Below are 22,936 nucleotides of genomic sequence, written 5' to 3'. Positions count from 1 at the left end.
ACACGGCCCGCACGGCGGGTCGTGTTTTTCCTTACTCGGGGCTATGCCACAACCGGCGGCATGCTTCGTCGCGTGCCGCGGGCAACCGGTCCGTGCCCATGTTCGGACCTGGACGGCTGGAGGAGTGATGACCGTGACGGACACCCAGGTGACCTGGTTGACCCAGGAGGCCTTCGATCGGCTGAAGAACGAGCTCGACCAGCTGATCGCCAACCGCCCCGTCATCGCTGCCGAGATCAACGCCCGCCGCGAGGAGGGCGACCTCAAGGAGAACGGCGGCTACCACGCCGCCCGCGAGGAGCAGGGCCAGCAGGAGGCCCGCATCCGCCAGCTGCAGGAACTGCTGCGCACCGCGCAGGTCGGCACCGCCCCCACCAGCACCGATGTCGCGTCCCCCGGCACGGTCCTCACCGTGCGCTACGACGACGACGACACCGAGCAGGTCCTGCTGGGCTCCCGCGAGGAGGGTTCGCACGGCGACCTGCAGGTCATCTCCCCGAACTCCCCGCTGGGCGCCGCCCTGCTGGGTGCGAAGGTCGGCGAGACGCGCGAGTACTCGCTGCCCGACGGCGGCACCATGAAGGTCACGCTCGTCGCGGTGGAGCCCTTCACCGGCTGACGGCCGTTCACCCGGCTGCCGCCACGTCCCCGGACCCCCACGGAGCTCCGGCCTCGTCGAACACGGCGTGGCCGGAGTTCCGTAGCGCGTCCACGATGGCGGCGGAGTGCGTCGCGCCGCGCGTCTCCAGGCTCAGCTGGACGTCGACGTCGCCGAGCGGGATGGCCGCGGAGATCCGGGTGTGCTCGACGTCGACGACGTTGGCGCCCAGGTCCCCGATCTGTGTGAGCAGCTCGGCCAGTGCGCCGGGACGGTCGACGACGCGCACCCGCATCGACAGGTAGCGCGCCGCGGCGGCCATGCCGTGCTCGATGACGTGCAGCAGGACCAGCGGGTCGATGTTGCCGCCCGAGAGCACCGCCACCACGGGACCTGGGAACCGCGTGGGCTGCTCCAGCAGCGCGGCGACGGCGGCGGCACCCGCGGGCTCGACCAGCAGCTTCGCGCGCTCCAGACAGTGCAGCAGCGCGCGGGCGAGGGTGTCCTCCCCGACCGTGACGAACTCGTCGACCAGGCCGGCGACCTGCGGGTACGTGACGTTCCCCGGTACGCCGACGGCGATCCCGTCGGCGATGGTCCGCATCCGGTCCAGCGCCACCGGCCTGCCCGCGAGCAGCGACGGGGGCCACGCGGCCGCCGCCTCGGCCTGGACGCCCACGACCCGCACGTCGGGCCGGCGGCCGCGGACCGCCGCGGCGATGCCGCCGAGCAGCCCGCCGCCGCCCGCCGGCACCAGGACGGTGGCGGCGTCGGGGACGTCGTCGAGGATCTCCAGTCCGACGGTGCCCTGTCCGGCGATGACGTCGACGTGGTCGAAGGGGTGCACGAGGACGGCGCCGGTCTCGTCGGCGAACCGCACGGCCTCGGCGAGGCTGCCGTCGATCGTCTCCCCCGCCAGCCGGACCTGCGCGCCGTAGCCGCGGGTTGCGGACACCTTCGGCAGCGCGGCCCGCTCGGGCATGAAGACGGTCGCGGTCGTGCCGAGCAGCCGCGCCGCCAGGGCGACACCCTGCGCGTGGTTGCCCGCGCTGGCGGCGACGACACCGCGGGCGCGCTCCTCGGCGGCCAGCCGGGAGATGCGTGTGTACGCGCCGCGGATCTTGAACGACCCGGTGCGCTGCTGGTTCTCGCACTTCAGCCACACCGGCGCGCCGACCAGCTCCGACAGCGCCCTCGCCGGCAGCGTCGGCGTCCGCCGCACGACGCCCCGCAGCAGGTCGCGGGCCGCCTCCACGTCCGCGAGGCGGACCGGCGGGCCGTCCTCGACCCGGGCGGACGACGCGGACGGACGGGGATCGTCGACCATGTCGGCATCCTCCCACCGGCGCGGGTAGCCTCGGCGACGGAGCGTCTCGCGGCGTGGAGGCGTTCTCAGGGGGAGGTCGGATGACTCGGCTGCGGGCGCTGGTCCCGCTGCTGGCCGCCGGTGTCCTGGCGGCGCTGGCGGTCCTCACCGTGCGCAGCGCGGGCTGCGACGACCCGGGTCGCTACGAACTGCGCGGCGGCGCGTACGAGCTGGTCGGGGGCTGCATTGCCCCCGGCGACGTGCTCGTCCCGCACCCGACGCCCACTGCGCCCCCGGACGCCGACGCGCCGGCCAAGAGCTAGGCGTCGAGCAGGGCTCCGGACGGGATCCGGGTCAGGATCGGATCCGGGTCAGGATCGGATCCGGGTCAGGGCGCCGCGCAGGTCCTCCAGCAGGTCGTCGACGTCCTCGATGCCGACCGAGAGCCGGACCAGGTCGTCGGGCACCTCGAGCGCCGAGCCCGCGACCGACGCGTGCGTCATCGCGCCCGGGTGCTCGATCAGCGACTCCACGCCGCCGAGCGACTCCGCCAGGGTGAAGAGCTCGGTCCCGGCGCACACGGCGAGCGCGGCCTCCCGCCCGGCGGCGACGCGGAACGACACCATCCCGCCGAACCGGCGCATCTGCTTGGCGGCCACCTCGTGGCCCGGGTGGGACTCCAGCCCCGGGTAGCAGACCTGGGCGACGGCGGGGTGCGCGGCGAGCATCTCGGCGACGCGCTCGGCGTTGTCGCAGTGCCGCTCCATGCGCACCGCGAGCGTCTTCACCCCGCGCAGGGTGAGCCAGGTGTCGAACGGGCCGGGTACCGAGCCGACCGAGTTCTGGGTGAACGCGAGCTGCTCGGCGAGCCCGTCGTCGCTGGTCACCAGGGCCCCGCCGACGACGTCGGAGTGCCCGCCGACGTACTTGGTCGTCGAGTGCAGGACGACGTCGGCGCCCAGTGCCAGCGGGGTCTGCAGGTAGGGCGAGGCGAACGTGTTGTCGACGACGAGCCGCGCCTCTGTCCCGCGGGTCACGTCGGCCAGCGCGGCGATGTCGGCGACGCCCAGCAGCGGGTTGGTCGGCGTCTCGCACCACACGACCCTCGTCGTCGGCCGCAGCGCGGCGCGCAGCGCGTCGACGTCGGCGAGGTCGACCGTCGAGTACTCGACGCCCCACTGGGTCAGGATCTTGTCGACGAGCCGGAACGTGCCGCCGTAGGCGTCGTGCGGGATGACGACGTGGTCACCCGGGCGGACGAGGACGCGCAGCAGCACGTCGGAGGCACCCATGCCGGACCCGAACGCGAAGGCGTGCCGGCCGCCCTCCAGCGCGGCCAGACACTCCTGCAGCGCCGTCCGGGTGGGGTTGGCGCTGCGGGAGTACTCGTAGCCGTTGCGGGTGCCGCCCACGCCGTCCTGGGCGAAGGTCGACGACGGGTGGATCGGGACGATGACCGCCCCGGTCGTCGGATCGGGCTCCTGGCCCGCGTGGATGGCGTTGGTGGAGAAGCCGCGCATACCGGCACGTTACGCGCGCAGGCGCACGGTCAGTGCAGCGAGCCCAGGAACGCGAGCACGTCCGATCGCGTCACCACACCCGCGGGACGCCCGTCGACGAGCACGAGCGCGGCGTCGGCGGAGACGAACGCGCTCATCGCGCTCTCCAGCGCCTCCCCGGAGCCGAGGGTCGGCAGCGGCGGCGACATGTGCTTCTCCAACCGGTCGGTGAGCTGCGCGCGCCCGGCGAACAGCGCGTCGAGCAGGTCGCGTTCGACGACCGCGCCCGCCACCTCGGCCGCCATCACCGGCGGTTCGGCGCGCACGACGGGCATCTGCGAGACGTGGAACTCGCGCAGGTAGTGCACGGCGTCGGCGACGGTCTCGTTCGGGTGGGCGTGCACGAGGTCGGGGATCGAGCCGTCCTTGCGGCGCAGCACGTCGCCGACGGTGGCGCCCTCGGTCGGCGGCAGGAAGCCGTAGCCCGACATCCAGGCGTCGTTGAAGACCTTGCCCAGGTAGCCGCGGCCGCCGTCGGGAAGCAGCACGACGACGACGGAGTCGGCCGGGGCCGCCGCGGCGACCTGCAGCGCGGCGACGACGGCCATCCCGCAGGAGCCGCCGACGAGCAGCGCCTCCTCCCTGGCCAGCCGCCGCGTCATCGCGAAGGAGTCGGCGTCGGAGACGGCGATGATCTCGTCGCAGATGTCCTTGTCGTAGGTCGTCGGCCAGAAGTCCTCGCCGACGCCCTCGACCAGGTACGGACGCCCGGTACCACCGCTGTAGACCGAGCCGACGGGGTCGGCGCCGATCACGCGGACCCGCCCGTCGGACACCTCCTTGAGGTAGCGGCCGGTGCCACTGATCGTCCCGCCGGTCCCGATGCCCGCGACGAAGTGGGTGATCCGCCCCTCCGTCTGCTCCCACAGCTCGGGGCCGGTCGAGGCGTAGTGGGACGCGGGGTTGTTGCGGTTGGCGTACTGGTTGGGCTTCCAGGCGCCGTCGATCTCGGAGACCAGCCGGTCGGACACGCTGTAGTAGGAGTCCGGGTGGTCGGGCTCGACGGCCGTCGGGCAGACCACGACCTCGGCCCCGTAGGCCTTCAGGACGTTGCGCTTGTCCTCGCCGACCTTGTCGGGGCAGACGAACACGCAGCGGTAGCCGCGCCGCTGGGCGATCATCGCCAGCCCCACGCCGGTGTTTCCCGACGTCGGCTCGACGATCGTCCCGCCCGGACGCAGCTCACCCGACTCCTCGGCGGCGTCGATCATCTTGAGCGCGATGCGGTCCTTCACGCTGCCGCCCGGGTTGAAGTACTCGACCTTGGCCAGCACCGGGACGTCGATCCCCGCGCTCACCCGGCCGAGCGCGACCAGCGGGGTGTTGCCGACCAGCTCGGAGACGTGTTCGACGTAACGCATGGCGTCATCGTCGCACCTTCCGCGGCGCGCCCGGACGGTCAGGGCACGTCGCGGGGGCGGATCAGCACGGCGGGCGGTACGGGGTGTCGGGCAGGAACCGCGTCCACTCCGCGCGCGTGACCGGGTCGCCCGTGGCCGCGCACACCGCGGCCAGGTCCCGGGCGACGTCGACGTCCCACAGCCGGACGACGCCGTCGGCGCCCGCGGCGGCGAGCCGGCTGCCGTCGGGGCTGAAGCCCACGGCCCACACCGCGGCGGTGAACCCGCCGTGCAACGTCGCCCAGGTGGTCGGCGACGCCGGATCGGTGACGTCCCAGATCCGGACGGTCCCGTCACCGCTGCCGGCGGCGACCAGCCGGCCGTCGGGGCTGTAGGCGAGCCCGAAGACGGTGTTGCCCGGCCCGGTCAACGGCTCGCCCACCGGCGTCGGGTCCGCCGGGTCGGCGACGTCCCACAGCCGGACCGTCTTGTCGGCCGTCCCCGTCGCCAGCGTGCGGCCGTCGGGGCTGAAGGCGACCGAGTAGGCGTACCCGGAGCCCGCGGCCACCGCGTCGCCGAGCTGCCGGGGTCGCGCGGGGTCGGCGACATCCCAGATCCGGACGGTCGTGTCCGCCGACACCGCGGCGAGCAGGTGCGAGTCGGGGCTCCACGCGGCCCCGAAGACGTAGCTGTGCGGCCCGGTCAGCGTCGCGGCCAGGGGCGACGTCGGGCGCGTCATGTCGAAGAGGCGGACCGCGTCGTCGTCGCCCGCGACCGCCAGGGTCCGGCCGTCGGGGCTCCACTCCAGCTGTTCGACGAGCGCGCCGTCGCCGGGCAGCGGTTGCGGCCTGGGCACGGCACCGTCCGGCCCGACGTCCCACAGCACGACGCCGCCGTCGGTCGCGCCGGAGGCGACGACCCGCCCGTCGGGGCTGCGGGCCACCGAGCCGGACAGCCCGGGTGCGCCGGCGGCGGCGGTCAGTGCCGGGGTCAGCGCCGCGGGTGCCCGGGGGTCGGTGACGTCCCAGATCCGCACGTTCTTCGCCGTGCCGCCGACGCCGAGGGCCACCGAGCGCCCGTCGGCCGACCAGTCGAGCGCGAAGACCGTGTCGTGCGGGTCGGTGAGGCGCGCGTCGCCCGCGTCCCAGAACCTGATCGTGCCGTCGCCGCCGACGGTGACCAGGCGTCCCCCGTCGTAGCCGACCTGGGTGACCGTCGACGGGTGCGGCCTGGTCCCGGCCGGGGCGCCGGTCCGCAGGTCCCACGTCCACACCCGGTCGTCGGACGAGGCGGCCGCGATCGTCGATCCGTCGGGGCTCACGGCGAGGCTGTTGACCTGCGCCGTCGGGCCGGCGAGCGGGGAGCCGACGGGCGTCGGGTCCGCAGGGTCGGCGACGTCCCAGAGGCTGACGGTCCGCGACAGGCCCGCCGCGGCCAGCCGGGTGCCGTCGCGGGTGAAGGCCAGCGCGAAGACCGTGCGGCCCGCCGGCAGCGGCGCGCCGACGGGTGTGGGGGCGGCCGGGTCGGCGACGTCCCAGAGCCGGACACCGCCGTCGGTCTGCCCGGTGGCGAGCAGCCGCCCGGTGGGCGCGAACGCGATCGCCCGGACCGGCCCGCCACCGGTCGCGAGCGACGGCCCCGCGGCGACCGGGCGGGCGGGGTCCGCCAGGCTCCAGAGCAGGACGGACCCGTCGGCGGTCGCGGCGGCGAGCACCGCGCCGTCGGGGGAGAACGCGAGGCCGTACACCGTTCCGCCGGGTGCCGCCGCGGCCGGCCCCAGCGGCCGCGGGGCGCCGTCCGCGGCCACGTCCCACAGCCGCACGGTCCCGGCGGTCCCCGCCGTCGCGGCGAGCCGCCCGTCGGGGCTGACGGCCAACGCGTAGTCGGCACCGGGCTGACCGGTGCCGACGGGCCCGCCCGCCGCGACCGGCGTGCCGGTGCCCGTGACGTCCCAGCGCTGCAGTGCTGCGTCGGCCGAGCCCTCCGCGGCGTCGACGGTGAGCATGGTGCGGCCGTCGGCGGTCCACGCAGCCTGCCTCGCCGTCCCCGCGGGCGAGAGCAGCCGGGTGGCGGTCGACGTGGTCGACGACTCCAGCACGCTCGAGCGGGCGGCGTCGGTCGGCGACGTCGCGTACGCGGCGACGGCGAACTGCATCGCCAGGTTCGGGTCGGTCGCGCGCAGGGTGTCCGCCTCGACGGCGAGCTCGCGCGAGGTCGCGGTGTCACGCGCCCTCGACGCCGCGACCCACTCCGCCACGGCGACGCCGAGTGCGCTCACCGCCACGACGCTCACCACCACGAGCACCGCGAGCCCGCGCCGGAGCCGGCGGGCGCGGCGTAGCTCGACCGCCCGTTCGCGGTCCCGGCGCGCGAGGCTGGCCCGCAGGAACTCGGCCTCGCGCGGCAGCAGGTCCTCCCCCGCGGCGGCGTCCTGCACGTCGTCGAGGACGCGTCCCCGCAGCAGGGCGCCGTCGTCACGACCGGTGTCCTGCCAGAGCCGGGCGCCCTCGGTCAGCCGGCCGCGGGCGGCGCGCGCGGCCCGGTCGTCGTCGAGCCAGCCGGCCAGCCGCGGCCACGCGCGCAGCAGCACCTCGTGGGCGATCTCGACGGCCTCGGCGTCCAACGTCAGCAGCCGCGCCTCGGCGAACCGCGCGACGACGCCGGCGACCGCGGCGTCCTCCTCCCCCGGCGGCCCGAGCAGCTCCTCGCGGGCGGCCCGGCGGCGGGTGTCGGCCAGGTCGGGGGTGCTGCGCACGAGCCGCAGGAACACCCGGCGGGCGACGGCGCGCTCCGCGGCGGGCAACGCCGTCCACACCTGCTCCGCCGAGCTCGCGACGGCCTCCCGGAGCCCGCCGCCCTCCCGGTAGGCGGCGACGGTCATCCGGGCGCCACCGCGCTCCCACGTCGTCGCCAGCGCGTGCGAGAGCAGCGGCAGGGTCGCGGCGGCGTGGGTGTCCGCGGCACGGGTGCCCGAGCCGGCGGGCACACCCGCGCGCAGCTCGGCGAGCAGCAGCTCGGTCAGCCCGTCCTCGACCTGCACGCCGACGTCGCGGGCGGGTGCGACGACGACCTCGCGCAGCTCGTCCTCCGTCATCGGGCCGACGGTCACCTGCGCCGCCGACAGGGCGTGCAGCAGGTGCCGGTCCGACAGCGCCCGCGCGTAGAAGTCGGCGCGCAGCCCCAGCACGACGACGACGGGCGGCCCGTCGCCGGGTGCGGGCCGGGCGGTCTCGGCGAGCCGGTCCAGGATCGCGCTCCGCGTCGCGGCGGGCACGGCATCGGTGAACAGCTGCTCGACCCGGTCGACGACCAGGACCGTCGGCGCACCGCCGGCCGCCGCACGATGGGCGTCGAGGTCGGCGAGGGTGTCGGGGCCCGCGTCGAGGGCGCCCACGTACCAACGTCCCGCGCCCGGCGGCGGCAGGTCGCCGCGATGCAGCGCCGGGACGAGGCCCGCGTGCAGCAACGACGACTTCCCCGCCCCCGACGGGCCGACGACCGTCAGCATCCCCCCGTGTTCGGCGGCCGGAGCGAGCCGGCGCAGCAGTTCGGCGAGCAGCCGTTCCCGCCCGTGGAAGAACGCGGCGTCCTCCGTCCGGTAGGAGGCGAGGCCCCGATAGGGGCACGGTGTCACTGGCCGAACCGACAGGTGCCGAGCCCGTTCCTCGTCCGGGCGGGCGGCACGGGCGTCGCGTTCGGAGTCACGGACCCGGCGCAGCGCGGCCTCCCAGCGAGCCGCGGTCTCGGCCTCGCCGCACGCGCGGACGATGCGGACGAGCCGCTCGGCGGGGGGCAGGGAGGTCCCGCTGACGTAGTCGCGGATCGAGGTGAAGGGCAGCGGGTGCCCGTCACCGGCGCCCGTGCCTCGCATGATGTCGCGGAAGCTGAGCCCGCTGCGGTCCTTGAGCAGCTGCAGCTCGGTGACGAAGGAGGCGCGGTCGGTGACACGGTCCGGGTCGGCTCGCTCGGGGCGGCCCGGGCCGCTTCCCGGCACGTCGTGGACCATCGCGCTCCCTCCGGCGGATCGTGGTCGGCGATCCTACGGCGCCGAGCGTGCGGGCCCGAACGGCGTATACGCGCTGTACGAATCTGTACGGGTCGGCGTCCCGAAAGGATGTCTCGTTCCCGAACGAGTGCTCGACCCGCTACGCTTCGGCCCCTCACGCCTGGGGCGTCCACGGGGGGCACACCGCGGACGGCACGCCTCCGGCGTGAGCAGCTCACCCACTGCGTGTCGGGACGACCACCCGCCGGAGTGCGGTCCGCGACTCCCGCGGCGCCCGACCACCGCCGGGCGCCGCGGGGCCCGGACCCACCCGAGGTTCGCCCCGCCGCGGTCTTCGTGCCACCGAGAACGAAGAAGGGTAGGTGGCCCGCCGGTGCACCCGATCGGCGGACAGGACTCGGACGACCCCGATGATCCCGATCCCGACTCCGGCCGGCCGCGGCCCGACGGCCGCGCCCGGTTCCGCACGGCCCGACGCTCCCGGCCGGGGTCGTCCGCGGCCGGCACCGGCCGGACGGGTGGCACCGGACGGCGCCGTCCGGCCGAGCGGCCCCGTCCGGCAGAACCCGACCTCGCGGACCCCGAACCAGGTCCGGGTCGGCCGCAGCACGCGGGCGGCCCCGCCGACACCGACGCCGGCGCGCGCGGGGGACGCGCCGGCGCCGGTACCTCGACCGGCCCCCGACACGCTTCCTCGGGCACCGGAGCCGTCGAGAGGCGGACCCGTCCACCGGGCCGTGCCCGGCCGCACGCCGGGACCGGAAGGCCCGCCGGCGCCGCCCCGGGCGCCCGCGGCGGCGGTCCCGAGGGCCCGCGCGACGACCCCACGAGGCCCGACGACGCGCGCACCGACACCCCCGACGGCCCCGACATCCCCGACGCGCCCGACGCCCCCGACGGCCGCGGTGGGCAGGCGGCCGACAACGAGGCCCCGCCTCCCACCGGGGGTGGTGGCGGCGACGGCCCCCGGCCCCCGGACACCCCGCGCGGCCGCGACGACGCGCTCATCGACGGCTGGGCCCGCAAGGCCGCCGACGGCGACAAGATCGCCCTGCGCGAACTGTTGATCCTGGTCAACCCGTTGGTGGTGCGCTACTGCCGGTCGCACCTGGGCGCGGGCCGCGTCGGGCTGTCCGGGCCTGAGGACGTCGCCCAGGAGGTCATGGTCGCGGTCTGCCGGGCGCTGCCGGGCTTCGACCGGACCCGCAACCCGTTCATGGCCTTCGTCTACGGCATCGCCCAGAACAAGATCGCCGACACGTTCCGCGCCGCCCGCCGCGACCGCACGATCGCCACCGACGAGATGCCCGAGGGGGCCGACATGTCCGGTGGCCCCGAGCACGAGGCACTGCGCGGCGACGTCGCGAGCCGCATCTCGGGGATGCTCGACCGCCTCCCCGACAGCACCCGCAAGATCATGGTCTACCGCCTCGGCCTCGGCTACTCCGCCGACGAGACCGCCGAGCTCGTCGGTATGACGGCGGGCGCCGTCCGCGTCGCGCAGCACCGCGCGATGCAGAAGCTGCGCGGCTGGGCGACCGAGCTCGGCTACTGATCCCCCGCCCGGTCACCCCGCCGCTCCGCCCTGCCCGTCCCGTCCAGCCCGTCCCCGCCCAGCGCGGCGAGCCTGCGGGCGAGGAACTCCCGCTCCACGCCGTTGTCGACGTGCGCCAGCGCCGCCCGGTACTCCGCGGCCGCCTCCTCGGTCCGGCCGAGCCGGCGCAGCAGGTCGGCCCGGGCCGCCGGCAGCAGGTGCCGCCCCTGCAGGCGAGGCTCGTCGCGCAGGTCGTCGAGCAGCGCCAGACCCGCCGCGGGCCCGTCGCGCATCGCGACGGCGACAGCGCGGTTGAGCGCCACGGCGGGCGACGGCGCGAGCCGGTCCAGCACGTCGTAGAGCGCGACGATCTGCGGCCAGTCGGTCGTCGCGACGTCGGCGGCCTCGACGTGCAGGGCGGCGATCGCGGCCTGCACGCCGTAGGGGCCGGGCGGCCCGCCCGTGAGCGCCCGGACGACGAGGGTCCGTCCCTCCTCGATGCGGTCGCCGTCCCAGCGGCCGCGGTCCTGGTCGTCGAGCAGGACGAGCGCGCCCTCGGCGTCGACCCGGGCGTCCCGGCGCGCGTCGACGAGCAGCATCAGCGCCAGCAGCCCGGCCACCTCCCGCTCGTCGGGCAACAGCCGCAGCAGGATGCGGGTCAGCCGGATCGCCTCGTCGGCGAGGTCGAGACGTTGCAGCGCAGCGCCCGTTCCCGCCGCGTAGCCCTCGGTGAAGACGAGATAGAGGACGTGCAGAACGCCCGGGAGCCGGTCGGCCAGCTCGTCGGCCGCGGGGACCCGGAACGGGATGCGCGCCTCGCGGATCTTGCGCTTCGCCCGGACGATGCGCTGGGCCATCGTCGCGGTGGGCACCATGAACAGGCGCGCCACCTGCGGGGTGTCCATCCCGCCGAGGCAGCGCAGGGTGAGCGCGGTGCGGGCCTCCATCGGGAGTGCCGGATGGCAGCAGGCGAAGAAGAGCCGGAGCCGCTCGTCGGGGATGTCGTCGTCGCCCGGCGTGGGCGGGGGCGCGGGGTCGGCCCGCTCGGCGTCGGCCCGCAACAGGGCCAGCCGGGCGGCGTAGGCCCGGTCGCGGCGCAGCCGGTCGACGGCCTTGCGCCGTGCCGTCGTCAGCAGCCAGGCGCCGGGCCGCCGCGGCACGCCCTCGCGCGGCCAGTGCAGCAGCGCCGCCTCGACCGCGTCGGCCGCGACCTCCTCGGCGAGATCGAGGTCGCCGAAGCCGTGCACGAGCGTCGCGAGGAGGCGGCCGTGCTCCTCCCGGAACACGGCCTCCACCCCGGCGACGGCTGCCCCGTCGTCCATCTGCGCTGATCCGGTGCGGTCAGCTCGCGGCGAACTCGCGGATCGGCCGCACCTCGATCGTGCCACCGTTCTGCGACCCGGGGCAGCGGGCCGCCCAGTCGAGCGCCGCGTCGAGGTCGGGGACGTCGAGCAGGTAGTAGCCGCCGAGGACCTCACGGGTCTCGGCGTAGGGCCCGTCGGTGACCAGCCGGGCGCCGGCGTCGTCGACCCGGACCGACGTCGCGCTCGCCCGGCCCTGCAGCGCGTCGCCCGCGAGCCAGACGCCCGCGTCGTGGACGGCCTTGGTGAAGTCCTCGTAGGCCTTCATCATCGGGGCCAGGACGGCCGGGTCGGGGGCCTGGCCCGGCTCGGTCGAGTAGATGAGCAGCATGTACTTCACGGTCGTCCTCCTCGTGCGTGCCGTGCGGCGGGGTGCCGCACAGCATGACGACGATCGGCCTCCCCCGGAATCGACAAGCCGCAACCGACAAGCCGGAATCGACAAGCCGGAATCGCCACGGCCGGAGTCGACACGGCCAGGACCGGTCACCCGGGGCCCGGGAAGGCGCCGACCCGCGGCTCATTCGCGTTCGACGCGGCGCAGCCCCCTGCCCGGGTGCCAGAACTCGACGACCAGCCGGTCGCCCGCCTCGTTGAGGTGCGTGTGCACGACCTCCTGCACGTCCGCGACGAACGCCAGCCCCGGCGCCGGGCCGTCGAGGGCGCCCGTGCAGCGCGCCCGCCCGGCGAGCTTGGCCTCCCCGGGCCACTGCGCGGGGGCGCCCTCCGGCGGGTCGACCGTGGCGCTGTGCAGTGCGAACCGGGGGTCGCGCAGCAGGTCCGCGCCCTTGCGCGCGTTCGGCATCGACCCGAAGCCGAGCTGCCCGTCGGCGAACTCCACCTCGATCCCGCTGATGCGCGGCGACCCGTCGGCGCGCAGGGTCGCGATGGTGAGGTGCTTGCGGGCGACCAGGATCGCCCGGACGCGCGCGGCGAACTGCGGCTCCGCCTCTTCGACGTCGTTCCACGAGGTCATGACGACATCGTCGGGTACATCACTGACAGTTCCCGTCAGGCAGAGTGGAGAGGCACGCTCGGCGTCACATCGGTTTCGTGACGAGACCGAGACGCACCCGGCCAACCGTCCTACCCGAGGAGCTCTCCCGATGCCCGAGGCCGTCATCGTCGCCGCCGCCCGTTCCCCGATCGGTCGCGCCGGGAAGGGGTCGCTCACCACGATCCGCCCCGACGACCTCGCGGCGCAGATCATCTCCGCCGCGCTCGCCCAGGTGCCGGGCCTCGACCCGGCGACGATCGACGACCTCATGCTCGGCTGCGGCCTGCCCGGCGGCGAGCAGGGCTTCAACATGGCCCGCGCGGTCGCCGTCGAGCTCGGGCTCGACACCGTGCCGGGCACCACGGTGACGCGGTACTGCTCGTCGTCGGTCCAGACCACGCGGATGGCGCTGCACGCGATCCGCGCGGGCGAGGGCGACGTGTTCGTCTCCGCGGGCGTGGAGACGGTGTCGCGCTTCGCCAAGGGCAGCTCCGACAGCCTGCCCGACACGCACAACCCGATCTTCGCCGACGCGGAGGCCCGCACCGCGGACGTCGCCGCGACGGGCGCCGACATGTGGGTCGACCCGCGCACCGAGGGCCGACTCCCCGACGTCTACATCGCGATGGGCCAGACCGCGGAGAACGTCGCGCGGCTGGAGAACGTCAGCCGCGAGGACATGGACCGCTTCGGCGTCCGCTCGCAGAACCTCGCCGAGCAGGCCATCGCCGACGGCTTCTACGCGCGCGAGATCACGCCCGTCACGCTGCCTGACGGCACGGTCGTCTCCGCCGACGACGGTCCCCGCGCCGGCGTCACCTACGAGGGCGTCGCCGGGCTCAAGCCGGTCTTCCGGCCCGACGGCCGCGTCACCGCCGGCAACTGCTGCCCGCTCAACGACGGCGCCGCCGCGCTGGTCGTCATGTCCGACACCCGGGCCCGCGACCTGGGCCTCACCCCGCTCGCCCGGATCGTCGCGACCGGCGTGACGGCCCTGTCGCCGGAGATCATGGGCCTGGGCCCGATCGAGGCGAGCCGGCAGGCGCTGGCCCGCGCCGGCATGACCATCGACGACGTCGACCTCGTCGAGATCAACGAGGCGTTCGCCGCGCAGGTCATCCCTTCGGCGCGGCACCTGGGCATCGACCCGCTGGAGAACGACAAGCTCAACGTGCACGGCGGCGCGATCGCCGTCGGTCACCCGTTCGGCATGACCGGCGCCCGCATCACGACGACGCTGCTCAACGGGCTCAAGGCCAAGGACAGGACGATCGGCCTGGAGACGATGTGCGTCGGCGGCGGCCAGGGCATGGCGATCATCTTCGAGCGCCTGAGCTGAGCCCGTGAGCGCTGATCCGGGGAACCGGCCCCGGAAACGGCGAGCGCCGCGGACCCGGCTCGTGTGAGCGGGTCCGCGGCGCCGTCGGCCGGGGAGGGGGGCTGTCCCGGCCGGCCTCGGGTCGGGGCCTGGGGCGGAGCGGCTAGTTCCGGAAGTACGAGAGCAGCCGCAGGATCTCGACGTAGAGCCAGACGAGCGTCGTCATCAGGCCGAAGGCGATGTACCAGGCGAACTTCGCCGGGGCGCCCGCCTTGACCGCGCGGTCGGCCTGGTCGAAGTCGAGCAGCAGGCTGAACGCCGCGACGCCGATGCAGACGATGCTGAACAGGAACGCGATCGGCGAGCCGTCGCGCAGGCCGAGCCCGCCTGTGGTGAAGAAGCTGACCACCAGGTTCACCAGCATCAGGACGACGACGCCGACCATGGCGCCGATCAGCCACTTGGTGAACCGCGGCGTCACCTTCACCGCGCCCGTCTTGTAGACGATCAGCATCCCGATGAAGACGCCGACCGTGCCGACGACGGCCTGGAAGCCGATGCCCTCGAACTGCGTCCCGGACAGCTCCAGCGCGCCGGTGATCCCGCCGAGGGCGACGCCCATCGCCGCCGAGTAGATCAGCACGAGCGCGGGGTTCGTGCTCTGCTTGAAGATCACGATCAGCGACACGACGAAGCCGACGATGAACGCCGGCAGCGTCAGTACGAAGGCGCCCGAGAGCGCCGTCGCGATGCCGGCCGCGAGGGCCACGCCACCCGTGATCGCCGTCTTGATGACGACGTCGTCGGTCGTCAGGCGACGGTCGCTCGTCGCCGCGGGGCCGAAACCGCTCTGCGACGCACGCGCGTCGGCCGCGGCGGCCCCGGCGCCGAACGCGCCGGCCTGGCGGTCGAAATCGGCGTATCCGCCCTGCTGGGGCAGGTTGCGGAACGCCGGGTTGCTGGTGGTGCGCACCTGGTCCTCCTACAGCGCGTGCGTGTCTTTCACGCCGTTCAACGCACGAACGGCGCTGCTGGTTCCCGATTGGTAAAGCCGACTTTACCGGCGACGCGTGTCGCCGGTCACGCCGCGGTGCGCTCCTCCCCCGGTGGGTCGAGCTCGATGCCCGCGGACTCGACGTCGGCCTCGGCGACCAGGCGCGCGAACGCCCGCTCCGAGCCGTGCTCGGGCGTCGCGGCCAGCCGTGTCGCGTCGACCCCGACGGCCCGGCACACGTCCAGGAGCACGTCGTCGTAGGCGGACTGGAGCGCGACGCGGCGCACCCGGGTGCGGGGTACGCCGTCGCGCAGACCGCGGCGCAGCCGGCGCAGGTCCGACACCAGCTCCTCGATCGGGGGCCGGGCCGGTGGCGGCGGCGCGGTCCTGCGACGGCGCGCGGCGACCGCGGCCGGCACCTTGAGTGCCGCCCAGAAGATCAGCGTCGGCGCGAGCGTGACCAGCGCGTAGATCGTCAGGCCCACCCACAGCGGACTGTCACCCGCCACGGCCCGTGACGATACCCGGGCGGGGGCCCGGGCACCCCCTCCCACCGGCACTTTCCCGCCGGACGGGGCACCGGTCACCCCGACGGCTCAGCCCGCGTCGGCGGTGTCGCGGTGCCGGCGCAGCTCCTGACGGGCGATGGCCCGCTTGTGGACCTCGTCGGGCCCGTCGGCGAGCCGCAGCGTCCGCACGTGGGCGTAGGCCGCGGCCAGCGGGAAGTCGCCGGTGACGCCGCCGGCGCCGTGCACCTGGATGGCCCGGTCGATGATCGTCAGCGCGATGTTCGGCGCGGCCACCTTGATCGCGGCGATCTCGGTGCGCGCGGCCTTGTTGCCGACGGTGTCCATCAGATGCGCGGCCTTGAGCGTCAGCAGGCGGATCATCTCGATGTCGATGCGGGCCTCGGCGATCCAGTCCTGGATGTTCGCGCGCTCCGAGAGCGGCTGCCCCCAGGTGACGCGGGAGTCGGCGCGCCGGCACATGAGCTCCAGTGCACGCTCGGCGACGCCGATCGTGCGCATGCAGTGGTGGATGCGGCCGGGGCCGAGCCGGGCCTGCGCGATCGCGAAGCCCTCACCCTCACCCTTGAGGACGTCCTTCTCCGGGACCCGGACGTCGGTGAACGTGATCTCGGCGTGGCCCTCGCGGTCGGCGTAGCCGAAGACGGTCAGGTTGCGCACGATCTCCACGCCGGGCGCGTCGATCGGCACGACCATCATCGACTGCTGCCGGTGCGGCAGCGCGTCGGGATCGGTCTTGCCCATGACGATGAGCACCTTGCAGTTGGCGTGCAGCGCGTTGGAGGCGAACCACTTGCGCCCGTTGAGGACGTACTCGTCGCCGTCCCGCTCCATGCGCAGCTCGACGTTCGTCGCGTCGGAGCTCGCGACCGCGGGCTCGGTCATCGCGAAGGCCGAGCGGATCGTGCCGTCGAGCAGCGGACGCAGCCAGCGCTCCTTGTGCTCCTCGCTGCCGAAGAGCGTGAACACCTCCATGTTGCCGGTGTCGGGGGCACTGCAGTTGAAGACCTCCGGCGCGATGAACGCGCTGCGCCCCATGATCTCGCAGAGCGGCGCGTACTCGAGGTTGGTCAGCCCCGGGCCCCAGTCGGGGTGCGGGTGGAACAGGTTCCACAGCCCGCGCTTCTTCGCCTCGGCCTTGAGGTCCTCGATGATCTGCGGGTGGTGGTGCGGGTCGCCCGCCTCGAGCATCTGCTGCTCGTAGACGGCCTCTGCCGGGTAGACGTGGGAGTCCATGAACTCCCGCAGGTCGGCCTCGACGGCCTTGGCACGGTCGGAGATCTCGAACATCGACACGGACGTTCCTCTCTTCTGCGGGTCAGGACTCGGGGGCGAGCAGCGACGCCTGGTAGCGGCGCATCCCGCGCAGCCACCGGTCGTAATCGGACCCCTTGCGGCGGTACATCTCCAGCACCTCGGGATGCGGCAGCACGAGGAAGCGCTCGTCGTCGATCGCAGCGAGGACGCTCTCGGCGACCTCGGCCGGCTGCAGCACCGAGCCCGCCTCGACGACCGAGCGTCCGGCCGCGGCCCCCATCGGGTCGTCCGACGTCGTCGCCGCGCGCAGCATGTCGGTGTCGACCCCCATCGGGCACAGGCAGCTCACCCGCACGCCCCGGTCGCCGTAGGTGATCGAGAGCCATTCGGCGAAGCCGACGGCGGCGTGCTTGCTGACGGCGTAGGCCGCGGACCCGATCTGGGTGAGCAGGCCCGCCGCGGACGCCGTGGCGACGAAGTAGCCCTCGCCGCGCTCGAGCCAGCCCGGGACGAGCAGCTTCGCGGCCCGGACGTGCGCGCGGACGTTGACGTCGATCGTGCGGTCCCACTCGTCCTCGGTGGCGTCGAGGCCACCCTTCGGCCCGATCCCGGCGTTCGCGCAGTACACGTCGACCGGGCCGAACTCCCGCTCCGCGAGCGCGATCAGCCCGGCGATCGCCGTGGCGTCCGCGGCGTCGGCGGCGGCCCCGACGGCGACGTGCGCGCCCGCGGCGGCATCGGCCTCGGCGGCGACCCGGTCGGCCGCGGCGCCGTCGACGTCGGAGACGACGACGCGCGCGCCCGCCCCGGAGAGCGCTGCGGCCAGTGCGGCCCCGATCCCGCCTCCTCCGCCGGTGACGACGGCGACCTTTCCCGCGACCCGCACTGCGACCTCCTCGTCGACTTCCCTCGAAGATATAGATGAAATCAAATTCAGGTTCAATGCCGGTGTGGGCGCGACCTCACCCGGCACACGCTCACCCGGTGATCCGCAGCGCGTTCGTCCACAGCCGCGTGAGGGTCTCGACCAGCTCGTCGAGCTCCCACGGCTCGCCCTGCACGAACGTCAGCTGCGCCATCCGGCTGACCATGCTCGACAGGGCCGTCGCGGCCAGCAGCGCGTCGAGCTCCGGATCGGCGACCCCGCGCACCTGCAGCTCGCGGATCGCCCTGGCGTTGCGCCGGGTGAAGGCCTCGCTGCGCCTGCGGCGCAACTCCCGGACGCCCTCGTCGATGTCGGCGACCTGGTCGAGCAGCCGCATGAGCCTGGCGTTGCGCGCGTATGCCTCCAGGTAGGCACGGTTGGCGGCCTCGATGACGGCGACCGGGTCGTCGGTGCCCGTCATCTCCCGGACGTTCGGGTGGAGCATCTCCTCCTTGGCCTCCTCGAGGACCGCGGCGAAGATCTCCTCCTTGTTCGCGAAGTACGTGTAGAACGAGCCCACCGCGCAGCGGGCCTCCGCCGTGATGTCGGTGAGCCGCGCGTCGATGTAGCCGTCGCGCTCGAACACCCGCCGGGCCGCCGCCACCAGCGCCGCCCGGGTGCGCAGTCCCCGCGCCGTGCGCGGCAGCTCGCGCGTCTCCCGCCCCACGTCCATGCGGTGACCCTATCCTGAATTCGAGTTCAACATTAGAGTGCGGCTTGTCGACGGCCGCCGCACCGGACCAGACTGCCGAGATGACCGACGCCCCGCGTCAGCTCCCCTACGCCGGCGAGACCGTGCCCGTCCTGGGCGCCACCGACGCGCTCGCCTTCTGCGAGATGACGATCCCCGCCGGGTTCGGCGGTCCGCCACCGCACATCCACCACGGGTTCGACGAGGCGATCTACGTCCTCGACGGCGAGCTCACCTACCTGACGGGGCGCTCCGACCCGGTGCCCGCACCGCCCGGCACGCTGATCCTCGCCGAGCGCGGGATCCGGCACACGTTCGCGAACCCGGGCGACACCCCGGCCAAGGTGCTCGGCATCTGGAGCCCGGCGTCGGCGCTGGATTTCATGGCCGAGATCGGCGCGGCCCTGCCCGCCTCGGGACCCCCCGACCCCGACGTGGTCGCCGAGATCTACCGCCGCCACAACGGCGTGATCGTCCCGTAGCGCGCCGCGCGTCAGCGGTCGTCGCCGAGATCGCGCAGGTCTGCGCGCAGCTCCCGGACGTCCTCCTCGATCCTCGGCAGGGTGTCGCCGGTCAGCCGGCCCCACTGCATCTGCAGGACGGCGTGCGCCTCGTCCGCCGCGACGCCGAGCAGCTCCTGCAACGCGGCCGCGGCCGTGGGTCGGTCGGGCGCGGCGGTCACGGCGGCGGCGACGTCGGCGGGCCTGCGCAGCGCCGCGGCCAGTGCCTCGAGCGTGCGCAGCCGCCTGCGCGTCTCGTCGAGCCGGTCGGCCCGCTCCCACGACGACGACTCCGGCCGCTGCCCGGGCGGCGCTGCGGACCGGGCCGCCGGCCGCGGGGGCTCGCCGCCGGGGAACGTCGCCATGAGGACGTCGTCGACGAGGACGCCGTCGATGCGGAACTCGCCGCGCAGCACGCCCTCGATGCCGAACCCGCACCTCGCGTACAGCCGGCGCGCCCCCGTGTTGGGGCCGAGGACGCGCAAGCCCACCTTGACCGCGCCCGCCCGCGCCGCCCGGTCGACGGCGGCGAGCACCAGCGCCCTCCCGACCCCGCGCCTCCCCAGCCCGGGGTCGACCGCGAGGCCCCGGATCTCACGAACGTGCCGGTGCGCCGGGATGGGCAGGGTGTCGCCGAGCGCGACGTAGCCCGCGACCGCGCCGTCTACCTCGGCGACCAGGACGTCGTCCGGACGCGTGCGGTCGGAGAAGAACGGCGTACCCGGTGCCGGGGGCGGCGCGGGTGAGCCGGCGGAGGTCCAGGTCAGGACGTCGATGCGGGCGAGTGCGGCATCGTCGTCGGCACGGGCGTCGCGGACCTCGATCCCCATGGGCACACATCCTGCCCCGCCCCGATCCCCGTCCCGCGCAACCGCACCGTCGCCGTCGCGGCGTCTCGGCGCGCCGGGGTTGCGCGCACCACGACCGGCGTAACCCCGCCGTCGTCGGGGCGCCGCGCGACAGCAGTGTGGTCGCGGCCGAGGTCCTGCGCCGCACGCCCCATGACCCACATCGACCCGACGTCTACTTCGTCCTACTCTGTCCGATTGTGGGTGAGACGCGGGTGCCGCGGCTCGACGCCGACGGGCTCGTGCTGCGCGGGTTCTGCGAACACGACCTCCCGATGGTCGTCGAGGCGTCCTGCGACGGCGCCATCCCCCGCGTGACGACGGTCCCCGCCTGCGCCGACGAGTTCCGGGCACGGGCGTGGATCCGGCTGCAGTACGCCCGGGTCACCGACCGGGTCGGCTATCCGTTCGTCATCGCCGACTCCGACACCGACGAGCCGCTCGGGCAGATCGGGCTCTGGTTCCTCGGCGTCGGGCCCGGCCGGGCGCGGATCGGCTACTGGGTGCTCGCGCGCAACCGCCGCCGCGGGCTGGCGACCCGCGCCCTGCAGACGTTGTCCCCCTGGGCCCTCACGCTGCCCGAGGTCGAGCGGCTCGAGCTCTACGTCGAGCCCTGGAACAAGGGTTCGTGGCGGGCGGCCGAGACCGCGGGCTTCCATCGCGAAGGTCTCATGCGCGCCTGGGAGGTGGTCGGCACCGAGCGCCGGGACATGTACATGTACTCGCTGCTGCGCTCGGACGTGGCGTGAGGTCAGCCCAGCGAGCGCAGCGCCGACCGGGTCGCGCGCCAGCGTGAGCTCACGGCCGCGGGGTCGTGCAGCCGGAACCGGATGCCGGACTCGACCGTCGCGTACGGCGCGGTGTCGGAGCGGGCCTCGACGACGCGCCCGTCGAACACCTGCAGCTCCAGCCCGCTCTCGCGGGGGGCGACCTCCACGCGTACCGCGAACACCTCGGCGTCGACGACCGCGACGAGCGTGGCGCGCCCGGTCGCGAGCAGGTTGCGGGTGGCGGTGCTGGCCGGCCAGGTCGCGAGCCGGAGCCGGACGTCGTCGAGCGCGACGATCTCGCCCACGCTGATCAGCGCCTGGTGCGGCCAGCCGCCGTCGGCGACGGTGAGCAGGGCGATCGTGAAGCCCTCGTTGTCGTCGGCGGCGAGCTCGCGGGCGAACGGCGCGGGCAGCCGGGGATCCAGCACGGTACTCAGGACATCTCCCCCCATCCGCAGGTCGGACGTGTGTCGGCGCCGATCCTGCCCTCCCACAGCGCACCCGTCCGCGGACGACGATGCCACGACCGTCGCACGGCCGTGGCGTCGAGGTCGAGCGCGGAGCCCGGAGAGGTAGTGCGGCACGCACACCGATGCGCGTCCGGGCGGCCCGTGCCCCGAACGCGCATCGAGTCGGTCGCCGGACGGCCGGCTCGGCGACGCCCCCACAGGTGTCGTCACCGGCCGATTCTCGCCGCCCGGGCCGGGCTCAGCTGTTGTAGTGGGAGTACTTGTCGTCGTGGCAGCCCCACTTGTCGTCGTCCCACTTGTCCTTGCCGTAGTCGTCGTCGCACTTGCCGTACTTGTCGTCCCAGCAGTCGTCGTACTTTCCGTACTTGTCGTCGCAGTCATTCCATTTGTCGTACTTGTCGTATTTGTCGTCGCACTTGTCGTCCCACTTGCTGTCCCACTTGTGGTCGTAGTCGTGGTCGCGGGACTTGGAGTGGCAGCTGCTCTTGAACATCGGTGGGCTCCCATTTTTCTCGTGTGTTCGGAGTGACTTTTCGATGTCGCCCCGTCCGTTGAGAAATACTTTGCCCGGTTCCTGCCACGATGAGGACCGAGCAGGCCCCCGACCTGACCGGACCGAACCCCCGAGCCGCGGCGGGGGCAAACCCCACGTGCCGGTCAGTCGGCTGCCGGCCCGCGGCGCATGGCCCACGCGTCGCCGACCAGCTCGGCGAGCCGCGCCTCGTCGAGCGCCTCGAGACGCACCATGACCAGCGGAAACCCGTCGTAACCCGGGGCGGTGAAGAACAGGTCGGGCTCGCCGAGCAGCAGCGCCTGCTTCTCGGCCTCGTCGCCGACGTACAGCACGGCGACGTCGGTGCGGATCACCCGCCGCCGGCCCGGTACCCGCTCCGGGTAGGACCAGACGAATCCCTTGCCGCCCACCCGGAAGTCGAAGCCCTCGCTGTCGATCTCCTCGACGTCGTCCAGCGCGAGCGCGAGCCTGCGCACGTCCTCGGCGTCGGCCACTTGTCCTCCACACGTGATCCCGCCCAGCACGTGGCTCCGCGCAGTATCGCGCGCGACCCGGACATTCCCACGCGCCCGTCCGTCGCGGCGGCCAGGATGGGCCCATGCTCCTGCTGGCCCACCTCAGCGACCTGCATCTCGACGGCAGCGCCCGCGCCCGCGAGCGGGCCGCCAGGGTGCTCGCCCACATCGACGCGCTGCCCCGGCGCGTGGACGCGATGCTGGTCACCGGCGATCTCACCGACCACGGCACCGACGACGAGTACCGCGAGGTGCGCGACCTGCTCGGCGACCGCGGGGCGCTGCACTGCCCCGGCAACCACGACGACCGCGCCGCCTACCGCCGGACACTGCTCGGCGGCACGGGCGACGAGCCGGTGGTCGGGGCGCACGACCTGCCCGGCGCACGCATCGTCCTGTACGACTCGACGATCCCGGGCGAGGCCGGCGGCGAGCTGACGGCGTGGACGGCCGACCGGCTGTCCGAACTGCTCGCCGACGCGCCCGCCACCCCCACCTTGCTCGCCTTCCACCACCCGCCCACGCCCCTGCACAGCCCGGAGATCGACGCGATCCGCCAGCGCTCGTCGGAACGCCTCGACGCACTTCTGAGGGCGAACCCGCAGGTCGTCGCCCTGCTGTGCGGGCACGCGCACACCCCGGCGGTGACGACGTTCGGCGGCAGGCCGCTCGTCGTCGCGCCCGGGGTGCGGTCGGGCCTGCGGCTGCCGTGGGAGGGACCGATCCTGCTCGACGACCGGCTCCCGCCCGGGCTGGCCTTTCACGTCCTCGACGGCGATCGGCTCACCACCCATTTCCGGCTATTGCCGGACGTGTGAGTTTCCGCGGCGAAATTCGGTGGCCCGGCCGGAACCGCCTGGTTTAGCCTTTCGTTCGTCCGTGACACACACCGAGGGGGTGAGACCT

23 protein-coding genes are annotated in these 22,936 nt (G+C 74.3%); 7 read left to right on the top strand and 16 right to left on the bottom strand.

The window, feature by feature from the left end; translation table 11 throughout:
* Positions 1–133: 133 nt before the first annotated feature.
* The gene (gene greA, locus PSED_RS04840) at positions 134–619 is read left to right on the top strand and encodes a transcription elongation factor GreA (RefSeq protein WP_041760463.1); all 486 of its coding nucleotides are present in this window, start codon (positions 134–136) and stop codon (positions 617–619) included.
* A 7-nt stretch (positions 620–626) separates the two neighbouring features.
* Here greA and ilvA read toward each other — a convergent pair whose 3' ends face one another.
* A complete protein-coding gene (gene ilvA / locus PSED_RS04835; RefSeq protein ID WP_013673133.1) occupies positions 627–1,925 on the bottom strand; it encodes a threonine ammonia-lyase in 1,299 nt (432 codons plus the stop codon).
* Between the two features lie 80 nt (positions 1,926–2,005).
* On the opposite strand from ilvA, the gene PSED_RS04830 reads away from it, so the two are divergent.
* The gene (locus PSED_RS04830) at positions 2,006–2,227 is read left to right on the top strand and encodes a hypothetical protein (RefSeq protein ID WP_013673132.1); all 222 of its coding nucleotides are present in this window, start codon (positions 2,006–2,008) and stop codon (positions 2,225–2,227) included.
* Between the two features lie 48 nt (positions 2,228–2,275).
* On the opposite strand, the gene PSED_RS04825 is transcribed toward PSED_RS04830, so the two are convergent.
* The 3 genes from PSED_RS04825 to PSED_RS04815 all read right to left on the bottom strand — a co-directional run bounded on the left by PSED_RS04825 (position 2,276) and on the right by PSED_RS04815 (position 8,809).
* Positions 2,276–3,424 (bottom strand): cystathionine gamma-synthase, encoded by a 1,149-nt coding sequence (locus tag PSED_RS04825; RefSeq protein WP_013673131.1) that lies wholly within the window; start codon positions 3,422–3,424, stop codon positions 2,276–2,278.
* Positions 3,425–3,453: 29 nt separating this feature from the next.
* The gene (locus tag PSED_RS04820) at positions 3,454–4,824 is read right to left on the bottom strand and encodes a cystathionine beta-synthase (RefSeq protein ID WP_013673130.1); all 1,371 of its coding nucleotides are present in this window, start codon (positions 4,822–4,824) and stop codon (positions 3,454–3,456) included.
* Positions 4,825–4,885: 61 nt separating this feature from the next.
* The gene (locus PSED_RS04815; RefSeq protein ID WP_013673129.1) at positions 4,886–8,809 is read right to left on the bottom strand and encodes a WD40 repeat domain-containing protein; all 3,924 of its coding nucleotides are present in this window, start codon (positions 8,807–8,809) and stop codon (positions 4,886–4,888) included.
* 373 nt (positions 8,810–9,182) lie between these two features.
* Between PSED_RS04815 and PSED_RS04810 the strand changes: the two genes are divergently transcribed.
* Positions 9,183–10,364, top strand: coding sequence for a sigma-70 family RNA polymerase sigma factor (locus PSED_RS04810; protein ID WP_013673128.1), 1,182 nt, complete (start codon positions 9,183–9,185; stop codon positions 10,362–10,364).
* On the opposite strand, the gene PSED_RS04805 is transcribed toward PSED_RS04810, so the two are convergent.
* The 3 genes from PSED_RS04805 to PSED_RS04795 form a co-directional block, all read right to left on the bottom strand.
* Positions 10,358–11,665, bottom strand: a complete 1,308-nt coding sequence (locus PSED_RS04805; protein WP_013673127.1) for an RNA polymerase sigma factor — start codon at positions 11,663–11,665, stop codon at positions 10,358–10,360. The genes PSED_RS04810 and PSED_RS04805 overlap by 7 nt on opposite strands.
* A 19-nt stretch (positions 11,666–11,684) precedes the next feature.
* Positions 11,685–12,044, bottom strand: coding sequence for a YciI family protein (locus tag PSED_RS04800; RefSeq protein ID WP_013673126.1), 360 nt, complete (start codon positions 12,042–12,044; stop codon positions 11,685–11,687).
* A 180-nt stretch (positions 12,045–12,224) separates the two neighbouring features.
* Complete coding sequence (locus PSED_RS04795) at positions 12,225–12,680, bottom strand: pyridoxamine 5'-phosphate oxidase family protein (protein WP_013673125.1); 456 nt, start codon at positions 12,678–12,680, stop codon at positions 12,225–12,227.
* A gap of 130 nt (positions 12,681–12,810) precedes the next feature.
* Here PSED_RS04795 and PSED_RS04790 point away from each other — a divergent pair, with 130 nt between their 5' ends.
* Positions 12,811–14,040, top strand: a complete 1,230-nt coding sequence (locus PSED_RS04790; RefSeq protein ID WP_013673124.1) for an acetyl-CoA C-acetyltransferase — start codon at positions 12,811–12,813, stop codon at positions 14,038–14,040.
* A gap of 142 nt (positions 14,041–14,182) precedes the next feature.
* On the opposite strand, the gene PSED_RS04785 is transcribed toward PSED_RS04790, so the two are convergent.
* From PSED_RS04785 to PSED_RS04765, 5 genes are all read right to left on the bottom strand, one after another.
* A complete protein-coding gene (locus tag PSED_RS04785; RefSeq protein ID WP_013673123.1) occupies positions 14,183–14,992 on the bottom strand; it encodes a Bax inhibitor-1/YccA family protein in 810 nt (269 codons plus the stop codon).
* Between the two features lie 107 nt (positions 14,993–15,099).
* Positions 15,100–15,522, bottom strand: a complete 423-nt coding sequence (locus tag PSED_RS04780; RefSeq protein ID WP_041759285.1) for a hypothetical protein — start codon at positions 15,520–15,522, stop codon at positions 15,100–15,102.
* Positions 15,523–15,609: 87 nt separating this feature from the next.
* Positions 15,610–16,830: an acyl-CoA dehydrogenase family protein gene (locus PSED_RS04775; protein WP_049803610.1), complete on the bottom strand. Its 1,221-nt coding sequence runs from the start codon at positions 16,828–16,830 to the stop codon at positions 15,610–15,612.
* Positions 16,831–16,858: 28 nt separating this feature from the next.
* Complete coding sequence (locus PSED_RS04770) at positions 16,859–17,683, bottom strand: SDR family oxidoreductase (RefSeq protein WP_013673120.1); 825 nt, start codon at positions 17,681–17,683, stop codon at positions 16,859–16,861.
* 91 nt (positions 17,684–17,774) lie between these two features.
* On the bottom strand, positions 17,775–18,395 hold the full coding sequence (locus tag PSED_RS04765) for a TetR/AcrR family transcriptional regulator (RefSeq protein ID WP_013673119.1): 621 nt from the start codon (positions 18,393–18,395) through the stop codon (positions 17,775–17,777).
* 80 nt (positions 18,396–18,475) lie between these two features.
* On the opposite strand from PSED_RS04765, the gene PSED_RS04760 reads away from it, so the two are divergent.
* On the top strand, positions 18,476–18,895 hold the full coding sequence (locus PSED_RS04760) for a cupin domain-containing protein (protein WP_049803312.1): 420 nt from the start codon (positions 18,476–18,478) through the stop codon (positions 18,893–18,895).
* Positions 18,896–18,906: 11 nt separating this feature from the next.
* Here PSED_RS04760 and PSED_RS04755 read toward each other — a convergent pair whose 3' ends face one another.
* Positions 18,907–19,743: a GNAT family N-acetyltransferase gene (locus PSED_RS04755; RefSeq protein WP_013673117.1), complete on the bottom strand. Its 837-nt coding sequence runs from the start codon at positions 19,741–19,743 to the stop codon at positions 18,907–18,909.
* 218 nt (positions 19,744–19,961) lie between these two features.
* Between PSED_RS04755 and PSED_RS04750 the strand changes: the two genes are divergently transcribed.
* A complete protein-coding gene (locus PSED_RS04750) occupies positions 19,962–20,510 on the top strand; it encodes a GNAT family N-acetyltransferase (protein WP_049803311.1) in 549 nt (182 codons plus the stop codon).
* Between the two features lie 2 nt (positions 20,511–20,512).
* On the opposite strand, the gene PSED_RS04745 is transcribed toward PSED_RS04750, so the two are convergent.
* From PSED_RS04745 to PSED_RS04735, 3 genes are all read right to left on the bottom strand, one after another.
* Positions 20,513–20,959 (bottom strand): hypothetical protein, encoded by a 447-nt coding sequence (locus PSED_RS04745; protein ID WP_049803310.1) that lies wholly within the window; start codon positions 20,957–20,959, stop codon positions 20,513–20,515.
* 280 nt (positions 20,960–21,239) lie between these two features.
* Positions 21,240–21,494 (bottom strand): hypothetical protein, encoded by a 255-nt coding sequence (locus tag PSED_RS04740; RefSeq protein WP_013673114.1) that lies wholly within the window; start codon positions 21,492–21,494, stop codon positions 21,240–21,242.
* Between the two features lie 164 nt (positions 21,495–21,658).
* Positions 21,659–22,009 (bottom strand): MmcQ/YjbR family DNA-binding protein, encoded by a 351-nt coding sequence (locus PSED_RS04735; RefSeq protein WP_013673113.1) that lies wholly within the window; start codon positions 22,007–22,009, stop codon positions 21,659–21,661.
* A 104-nt stretch (positions 22,010–22,113) separates the two neighbouring features.
* On the opposite strand from PSED_RS04735, the gene PSED_RS04730 reads away from it, so the two are divergent.
* Positions 22,114–22,848, top strand: a complete 735-nt coding sequence (locus tag PSED_RS04730) for a metallophosphoesterase (RefSeq protein ID WP_013673112.1) — start codon at positions 22,114–22,116, stop codon at positions 22,846–22,848.
* Positions 22,849–22,936: the final 88 nt, after the last annotated feature.

This window comes from Pseudonocardia benzenivorans CB1190, from assembly GCF_000196675.2.
Taxonomy (GTDB): domain Bacteria; phylum Actinomycetota; class Actinomycetes; order Mycobacteriales; family Pseudonocardiaceae; genus Pseudonocardia; species Pseudonocardia benzenivorans.
Note: the sequence above shows the minus strand (reverse complement) of the source record. Positions and strands in the feature narration are given on the sequence as shown.